Here is an 8,768-nt window from a genome sequence, read left to right as displayed (position 1 = left end):
CGCCCTCGGCGCGCTGCTCGATCGCTTCCCGAACTTCCGGCCGGCCTTTATCCCTCCCCCATACGTCGGGTTAGTGTAAAATCTCCGTGGGTGTAGGAACTGGAAAAAGCGAACATACAAAAAGAGCTTCTCCCTTGGTAAAGTGATGAACGTTTTGCGGTCATATCATTTTTCATTTATAATGAAAGAACTGATGATAAAAATGTTCTATCAATCGACAAGGGGGGGACTCCATGAACATCAACCAGCTGGAGACGCTGATTACCATATCCAAGACGATGAGCTTCCGCAAAGCGGGCGAACTGCTCAACCTGACACAGCCTGCCGTATCTGCGCAAATCAAAAGCCTGGAGGACGAATTCAAGACGGTGCTGATCGACCGGAACCAGCCGGTTACGCTAACCGATCGCGGGCAGGTGTTCCTGGAGCACGCCGAACGGATACTCGGAATTGTCGAGGAACTGAAGCAAAAGCTGTACGATCTGAATCAGACGCCGCAAGGGCATATCGTATTCGGTACGACCACATCGATCGCAATCCAGATATTGCCGCGCGTCCTGTCCTATTTCCAAAACCAGTTTCCATTGATCAAAACGACGATCCATTCGATGCCATCCTCACAGGTTATGGCCTGCGTGGAGAACGGCACGGTCGATCTCGGCATTACGTACCTGACGGAACGCAATCCGCACCTCGCCTCCTCGGTTCTCTACTACGACACATACGAACTGGTCGTATCGCCCGACCATCCCATGAGCCATCTGCGCCATACAACCATCGAATCGCTACGCGGTATTCCGATGATCATGCTAGCTCCCGACACGATCGGCCGCCGGTTTGTCGATCAGGTGTTCCGCAAACATAATATCGAGCCCAACATCGTCATGGAATTGTCCAGCAGCGAGGAAGTGAAGCGGATGGTCGAAATCAATCTCGGCGCCGCCGTCGTATCCAAATCGACGATCGCCAACGAACTGCGGCTCGGCACGCTGAAGATGATCAAGGTCAACGAGTTCGAAATCAGCCATCCCGTCGGCGTCGTATACAAATCCGGACGTTATTTGAATTCCGCGATGCAGCAATTTTTGAGCGATCTCAAGGGGATGCCGCAAGACCAGTTTATCAGTAGCGAGTAAAACGTGACTTGAGGAGGGATTCCGTTTTGAAATTCGATCTGCACACCCATCACATCCGGTGCGGACATGCCGAAGGTTGCATCGAGGATTACATTCTCGCCGCGATCGAAGCCGGATTGCAAGCGATCGGCATCTCCGATCATTCCCCTTACTTCGCCCATCCGGACGAGCAGCCGCATCCCGGCATTGCGATGGCGCGCAGCGAATTCGCCCGTTACGTCGACGAGGTGCTTCGTCTGAAGGAAGTGTACAAGGACCGGATCGAAGTGCTGCTCGGCGTGGAATCCGACTTCTTCCCCGAGCATGCGGAGATTTACCGCGCGGCATACGAACCGTATCCGTTCGATTACATTATCGGCTCCGTTCACCAGACGAGAGGCGTCAGCATTTTCAACCGCAAACGGTGGAAGGGGCTTGACGAGAAACGCCAAATCGAGGAGAAGGTGCATTATTACGAGCTGATCCGCGATTCCGCGCGCTCCGGGATTTTCCAGATACTCGGCCATATCGATGCCATGAAAGGGTATTATCCGGCATTCTCCGACATCCCGGCCCATGAGGCGGTTGACGAGACGCTTCGCGTGATCGCCGAATGCGGCATCGCGATCGAGGTCAACACCTCCGGCAAAACGAAGGATGCCGGCGGCTGGTACCCGTCCGATGAGATTTTGGAGCGGGCGCGCTATTTCGGCGTCAATGTGACGTTCGGCTCCGACGCCCACAAGCCGTCCAGAGTCGGGGACGAATGGGAGGAAGTCCGGACCAGGCTCAAGGAAATCGGCTTCGACCACTGGGTGTACTACCGCCGCAAGCAGCCTGTGCGGGTCCCGCTATAACAAGTGTCCACTGCCGCGACCCCAAAAAAAGGGACCCGCAAATGCGCGGGTCCAAAAGCTTTATATAAAAAAGGGGGTCTTGTTTATTATAATAGCCCGACAATATGAAAGGACGATAACAGAAGTGTTTCAGTTGTGTAACAAATTGGCCTGCCGCCCTGCCGGCAGAGCGGCCGTTTGATGTGGCTCGTCATCGCCGTCGGCAGCGCCGTGCTGTTCGGGCTGGCGGGCTGGTGGATGAAGGCTTCGCAAATGAACGGCGGCGACAACACGACGCTGCTCCTCGGCCTGTACGCTTCCGGAACGGCCGGATTCGCCGTCCACGCCTCGCTTGCCGGATCGTGGCCGGCGCTCGGAGACTGGCGGATATGGCTCGCGGGCGCGATTATCGGAGCCGGTTCGGCCTGGGGCAACGCCGTTTTTATGAAGGCGCTGGCATACGGGCCCGCCAGTCTGACTTCGCCGCTGACCAATCTCAATATCGCCGCCGTCGTCGCGATGTCCGTTCTCCTCTACGACGAACCGCTCGGCATCGCGGAAGCCGCCGGCATCGCGCTTCTGTTCGCAGCGGTCATCCTGATCTCGATCCGCCGCCATGAACCGCTCACGATCCGCGAGAAGCGCTGGTTCGCCTACGTCGCGCTGGCGATCGTGCTGTTCTCCTTCCGCAACGGCGGCCTTAAAGTGACGGGCGAGCTCGGACTGGCCGACACGCCGATTTTGCTTGTCGGGTACGCGCTTTCGCTGCTATGGTTCGCCGCGGCCGGCATGATCCGGCAGCGGCGCCTCCGCAACGAAACTTCGGCAGAGCGCGGCTTGAGCGGCGGCGCGCTGCGGACCGGTATGCGATACGGACTGCTCGCCGGGCTGTTCTCCTATGCGGGACTGCAATTGTACGCCGTCGCGCTGCAGACCGGCAAAGCGAATTTGGCCGCGCCGATATTCGCCACCAACAGCCTCGTCGTGGCGGCCGGCGCGATTATCGTCTACCGGGAGCGGCTGACGCGAACGCAGTGGCTCGCCTTCGCCTGCATGATCGCCGGGCTGGCGGTTATCCGGCTCTGAACGCGGCCCGGCTTATTGCCGTTTGACGCTGCCGCTGCCCGCCGTATCCTTGCGAAAGACGGACAGCAGCGCGTCGAACAGCCTTTTGCCCCCGATCCGCAGCCGCTGCAGGGCGGTATGCTTCATGACGGAGCCCCATCCGTCATAGATTCCCCCGCTACCGCGCAGAAGACTGTACAGTTCCTGCACCCTGCCGTTAATCGTCTCCAGCTTGACGTCCTCATACCGGCTAATGACGAGCGGGTAAGGAAATCCCGGCTTCGTCTCGCCGAGCTTCGTCTCGTCCGGCTTCATCTCCTCGATCCGGTAACCGAGTCTTTTAAGCTTCTGGCCGATATGGTCCCGGTTTCCGGAATCTTTAAACAACAACCAATGGTATACATTGCGGGGCTTTTCGATTTTATCGCCCTTATGAACGAGCGCATACACCATCTGGGCGTTATGAATCAATAATTCCTCCAGGTCATTCGGAAGCAAATAACGGTAAAACGACCAATCGGAATCGAGCTTACTGTATGCCTGAATCCGCAAATCCGGATAACGGCCGAGCACTTCGCGCAGCTGCGGAAGCCCGCCGGTCCCTTCGCGTCCGTAATAGTAATATTCCAGCCGGGACGGCGTATTGATTCGGCCGATATATACAGCATCCGTCAGCGCCTGCTCCAGTTCCGCTTCGAGCCGGGTGAGCCGGGCGACCGCATCCTGTCTGGCCGCCCTGCTTTTTCCGACCGAATACAGATTGACCGTGACGGACAGCAGCTCGGGCAGACGCTCAAGCGGCGCGTCCGTTCTCCATTCGCAGTTAATCAATATTCGCATCAGTTCCGTGTCGGTTCGGCGTTCGAAGAAACCCCAATCTTCGGTCATGAAGCACCTCTCAGAAGTATTGCACAAAAGTGGTGGATCAGCCCTTATTATACCGTCGACTCCGTCTGCAACCAATGGTTTTTTCAATATTTATCGGATAAAATCGTCCGACGGCAGCGGCGCATCCCATATCCTTGGACGCGATCGGAGGGCAAGAAGTTGCGGAATGATCGCCTCCAGAAGCATATCCAACGAGTGCAACGACCAAAAAGTTACCGAAAACAGCCAAAAACCGGGGGATTACCCCGGTTTTGCCCGTTTATATCCGTCACGGCAAATCGATCAGCATGATCCGGCTGCCGTCCGCCTCGGCCGTCAGCGCAAGCTCCGGCTCGTTCTCGATACGGGCCGAATCCCTGCGCTTCAATACCGTTCCGTCGCCAAGACGGATGCCGCCTTCGATCACAAACAGAAATACGCGTCTTCCTTCCGGTTGTGTGTGCGTCAATGTCGCACCGTTCCGGGGCTCGGCCAGATAGATCGTCATATCCTGATGAATGCGCGCCACCTTGCCGGCTTCCGCGACATGTTCATCCCCGCTGACGACCGGTACGAGCCGGTCTTGCAGCGACGCTGTGTCGAATTGCGTCGTCTCGTAAGACGGCGTCAGTCCGTTTTTCTCCGGTATAAACCACATTTGCAGCAGTTCCAGCGGCTCGTCCTTGGACGCATTATGCTCGGAATGAAAAATGCCGGTGCCGGCCGACATCCGCTGAATGCCTCCCCAGCCGGTCTGCGCCGCATTGCCGATGCTGTCCCGGTGCTGCAGCCGGCCCGAAAGCACGACCGTAACAATTTCCATTTCTTTATGCGGGTGCATGCCGAATCCGGTTCCGGGCGCAATCCAGTCGTCGTTCAGAACGCGCATCGGCCCGAATTGAAGATTGTGCGGATCGTAGTATTCCGCAAACGAAAAGCTGAAGCTGGAACGAAGCCACCCATGATTCGTCCGATAGCGTCCTTCAGCCGGAAAACGCTGAATCATCGTCGATCTCTCCTTGTCTGTCTATAAGCACCAGGTTGTATTCGTCACTTTTTCTGGCTGCATTCATCATAATCAATTAACTTACCTTTGTCAAGTTGGTATTAATTAATTAGTTATAGGCAAATAATAAGCATTAGAAGCGCGGAAAAATGCATCCGGTATGATTAGCGCTTACGTTTTGTTAGTTCATATGTTACAATATAGTTATAAAGCGGGGTGATACGGTTGGACTATTCAAGAATGTGCCCAAAATACGAATCGGCTATCGAATTGCTCGGCAAGAAATGGACGGGTTTGATCATACGCGTGCTGTTGGGCGGCCCGAAACGCTTTAAGGAAATTAAAGAACAAATTCCCGAAATGAGCGATAAAATGTTGACCGACCGCATGAAGGAACTGGAGCAGATGGAGATCGTCAAACGTACCGTCTATCCTGAAATGCCCGTTCGGATCGAATACGAACTGACCGAAAAAGGAAAGGCGCTCGAGCCGGTCATTTGCTCCATTCAGACATGGGGAGAAAATTGGATGTAGGAAGCGCCGGCCTAGCGGTCAGCGCAGAAAAAGAGACTGCCGGATTCATTTCCCGGCAGTCTCTTTTTCTAGGGTTCGCATGCCGAAAGCCCTGATCGGGCCCCGGCATTTTCTATCGTTACATCCCCAGCCATTTCCGGAACAAGTGCTTCGTCGTGTCTTTGTTGATCGCCGCGATCGATGTCGTAAGCGGAATGCCTTTCGGGCAGGAGCGGACGCAGTTCTGCGAGTTCCCGCATCCTTCGATGCCGCCATCCTCCATCAGCGCCTCGAGCCGCTCTTCCTTATTCATCTCGCCGGTCGGATGGGCGTTGAACAGCCGAACTTGCGAAATGGCCGCCGGGCCGATGAAGCTGCTCCGCTCATTCACGTTCGGGCAAGCTTCCAGACAGACGCCGCACGTCATGCACTTGGACAGCTCATACGCCCATTGCCGCTTCGTTTCCGCCATCCGCGGTCCCGGTCCGAGATCGTACGTGCCGTCAATCGGAATCCACGCTTTTACCCGTTTGAGGGCGTTGAACATCCGCTCGCGGTTGATGACCAGGTCGCGAACGACCGGGAACGTGCGCATCGGCTCCAGGCGAATCGGCTGCTCCAGCTTGTCGATGAGGGCGCTGCATGCCTGGCGCGGCTTGCCGTTGATCACCATCGAGCAAGCGCCGCACACTTCTTCCAGACAGTTCGATTCCCAGCATACCGGCGACGTTTTCTGACCGTCCGCTTTTACCGGGTTGCGTTGAATCTCCATCAGGGCGCTGATTACGTTCATATTGGGACGATACGGAATTTCGAACTCTTCCGTATACGGCTGCGAATCGGGCGTATCTTGACGTCTAATGATCAGCTTTACCGTTTTTTGTGCAGTTTCCGCCATCGCTTGTCTCTCCTTTCCGCTTACTTCTTCTTATCTGTCGTATAGTCGCGTTTGCGCGGCGGAATCAGCGACACATCGACATCTTCGTACGAAATTTCCGGTCCGTCCGGCGTCCACTTCGCTTTGGTCGTTTTCAGGAATTGCTCGTCATTGCGCTCGGGGAATTCCGGCTTGTAGTGAGCGCCGCGGCTTTCGTTACGCAGCAGCGCGCCTTTCGTCATCGCCTCGGCCAGCTCCAGCATGTTCCACAGCTGGCGGGTGAAAGATGCGCCGGCATTGTTCCATTTTGCCGTATCGTTAATATTGATCTTCCGGTAACGCTGCTTCAATTCTTTGATTTTGTCGATCGTTTCTTCCAGCTTCTTATTAAACCGGACGACGGTCATATTGTTCGTCATCCACTCGCCGAGCTCCTTATGCAGCACATAGGCGTTCTCGTTGCCGTCCATGGCGAGAATGTCCGCATATTTGTCTTCCTGACGCTTCTTCTCCCGATCGAATACGGCAGAAGAAATATCTTCGGCCGACTTGGACAGTCCTTTAATATATTCGACCGCCTTCGGACCGGCCACCATGCCGCCATAAATAGCCGACAGCAGCGAGTTCGCGCCGAGACGGTTGGCCCCGTGATATTGATACTCGCACTCGCCGCAGGCGAACAGGCCGGGAATATTCGTCATCTGGTTGTAGTCGACCCACATGCCGCCCATCGAATAGTGAACGGCCGGGAAAATTTTCATCGGAATTTTACGCGGATCGTCGCCCATAAATTTCTCGTAAATTTCGATGATGCCGCCGAGCTTCACGTCCAGTTCCTTCGGATCTTTGTGCGACAGGTCGAGATAAACCATGTTTTCGCCGTTGATGCCAAGCTTCAGGTCCACGCACACATGGAAAATTTCCCGGGTCGCGATATCGCGCGGCACCAGGTTGCCGTATGCCGGATATTTCTCCTCCAGGAAGTACCACGGTTTGCCGTCCTTGTACGTCCAGACCCGTCCGCCCTCGCCGCGCGCCGATTCGCTCATCAGCCGCAGCTTGTCGTCGCCGGGAATCGCGGTCGGGTGGATTTGAATGAATTCGCCGTTGGCGTAATACACGCCTTGCTGATAAACGGCGCTCGCCGCCGTACCGGTATTAATAACCGAGTTGGTCGTTTTGCCGAAAATGATGCCCGGTCCGCCGGTCGCCAGAATGACGGCATCGGCCGCAAAAGTATGCACTTCCATCGAGCGGAGGTCCTGGGCCGTAATGCCGCGGCATACGCCCTCTTCGTCGAGCACCGCGCTGAGAAACTCCCAATGCTCGCGCTTCGTAACAAGACCGGCAGTCTCCCAACGGCGCACTTGCTCGTCCAACGCGTAAAGCAGCTGCTGGCCGGTCGTCGCTCCCGCGAAAGCGGTGCGGTGATGCTTCGTCCCCCCGAACCGGCGGAAATCGAGCAGCCCTTCCGGCGTCCGGTTGAACATGACGCCCATCCGGTCCATCAGATGGATAATGCCCGGCGCCGCTTCGCACATCGCTTTAACCGGCGGCTGGTTCGCCAGAAAGTCGCCCCCGTACACCGTATCGTCGAAGTGCTCCCACGGCGAGTCGCCTTCTCCCTTCGTGTTGACCGCGCCGTTGATGCCGCCTTGCGCGCAAACCGAATGGGACCGCTTAACCGGCACAAGCGAGAACAGCTCGACATGTATGCCCGCTTCCGCCGCTTTGATCGTCGCCATCAATCCGGCCAGACCGCCGCCGACTACGATGATATTATTTTTAGCCATTTCGTTTCGCTCCTTGTCCTCGTACTATCCGATGCTGATCAGCGCCGCTGCGGCGTCTGCAGCTTCCTTGAACTCATCGCCGCGGAAGGCGACGATCGACAGCAGGAACAACGCCGATACAATTACGAATACGCCCATCCATACATAAGAAGAGATGCGCTGCGCCCGCGGGCCGACCGTAATGCCCCATGCGACGAGGAACGACCACATGCCGTTGGCGAAATGGAACACCGCCGACAGTACGCCGATCGTATAGAGTACGATCATCGCCGGGTTGCTGAAGATCTGATGCATCGTCGCCCCGAGCTCTTCATGGGAAATCGCGCCGATCGCCACCTGGAAACGGGTCTCGTAGACGTGCCAGAAAACGAAAATAAATGTAATGACCCCCGTTATCCGCTGCAGCGCAAAAGCCCAGTTCCGCCCGTATCCGAACCGTCCGACGTTCAGGTCGGACTGGTACGCGATGTACAGCCCGTAAACGCCGTGGAAAATGAGCGGAAGGAAAATGCCGAAAATCTCGAGGAAGAGCACAAGAGGCAACCCTTGCAAAAAGGAGACGCTCCTGTTGAATCCTTCCAAGCCGCCCTCGAATGCCGTGTAGTTCGTAATGGCATGCTCCACGAGGAACAGGCTGAGCGGGATCACGCCAAGCAGAGAGTGAAGCTTGCGCGAGTAATACGAGTTCCCATTCAT

At 56.2% G+C, this 8,768-nt stretch carries 9 protein-coding genes; 4 read left to right on the top strand and 5 right to left on the bottom strand.

Annotated elements, in window-relative coordinates:
• Nucleotides 1-233 precede the first annotated feature (233 nt).
• From ABEV74_RS17625 to ABEV74_RS17615, 3 genes are all read left to right on the top strand, one after another.
• Nucleotides 234-1,136 (top strand): LysR family transcriptional regulator, encoded by a 903-nt coding sequence (locus ABEV74_RS17625; RefSeq protein ID WP_062491586.1) that lies wholly within the window; start codon nt 234-236, stop codon nt 1,134-1,136.
• 26 nt (nt 1,137-1,162) lie between these two features.
• Complete coding sequence (locus ABEV74_RS17620) at nt 1,163-1,972, top strand: histidinol-phosphatase (protein ID WP_062491584.1); 810 nt, start codon at nt 1,163-1,165, stop codon at nt 1,970-1,972.
• A 180-nt stretch (nt 1,973-2,152) separates the two neighbouring features.
• A complete protein-coding gene (locus ABEV74_RS17615) occupies nt 2,153-3,037 on the top strand; it encodes a DMT family transporter (protein WP_062491582.1) in 885 nt (294 codons plus the stop codon).
• Nucleotides 3,038-3,049: 12 nt separating this feature from the next.
• Here the strand turns inward: ABEV74_RS17615 and ABEV74_RS17610 are convergent, their stop codons facing one another.
• Both ABEV74_RS17610 and ABEV74_RS17605 read right to left on the bottom strand, forming a co-directional pair.
• Nucleotides 3,050-3,904, bottom strand: coding sequence for a DUF695 domain-containing protein (locus ABEV74_RS17610; protein WP_062491580.1), 855 nt, complete (start codon nt 3,902-3,904; stop codon nt 3,050-3,052).
• Nucleotides 3,905-4,172: 268 nt separating this feature from the next.
• Nucleotides 4,173-4,889, bottom strand: coding sequence for a pirin family protein (locus tag ABEV74_RS17605; RefSeq protein WP_062491578.1), 717 nt, complete (start codon nt 4,887-4,889; stop codon nt 4,173-4,175).
• A gap of 225 nt (nt 4,890-5,114) precedes the next feature.
• On the opposite strand from ABEV74_RS17605, the gene ABEV74_RS17600 reads away from it, so the two are divergent.
• Nucleotides 5,115-5,423 carry a winged helix-turn-helix transcriptional regulator gene (locus ABEV74_RS17600; RefSeq protein WP_062491576.1) on the top strand — a complete coding sequence of 103 codons (309 nt, stop codon included), beginning with the start codon at nt 5,115-5,117 and terminating at the stop codon, nt 5,421-5,423.
• Nucleotides 5,424-5,541: 118 nt separating this feature from the next.
• On the opposite strand, the gene sdhB is transcribed toward ABEV74_RS17600, so the two are convergent.
• From sdhB to ABEV74_RS17585, 3 genes are read right to left on the bottom strand one after another with little or no spacing between them, the layout of a single operon-like run.
• A complete protein-coding gene (gene sdhB, locus ABEV74_RS17595; protein ID WP_062491574.1) occupies nt 5,542-6,300 on the bottom strand; it encodes a succinate dehydrogenase iron-sulfur subunit in 759 nt (252 codons plus the stop codon).
• 20 nt (nt 6,301-6,320) lie between these two features.
• The gene (sdhA, locus tag ABEV74_RS17590) at nt 6,321-8,072 is read right to left on the bottom strand and encodes a succinate dehydrogenase flavoprotein subunit (RefSeq protein WP_062491572.1); all 1,752 of its coding nucleotides are present in this window, start codon (nt 8,070-8,072) and stop codon (nt 6,321-6,323) included.
• 24 nt (nt 8,073-8,096) lie between these two features.
• Nucleotides 8,097-8,768: a succinate dehydrogenase cytochrome b558 subunit gene (locus ABEV74_RS17585; protein WP_062491570.1), complete on the bottom strand. Its 672-nt coding sequence runs from the start codon at nt 8,766-8,768 to the stop codon at nt 8,097-8,099.

Origin of the sequence: Paenibacillus cisolokensis, assembly GCF_050481165.1 — a bacterium.
Classification (GTDB): Bacteria; Bacillota; Bacilli; order Paenibacillales; family Paenibacillaceae; genus Paenibacillus_AH; species Paenibacillus_AH cisolokensis.
Note: the sequence above shows the minus strand (reverse complement) of the source record. Positions and strands in the feature narration are given on the sequence as shown.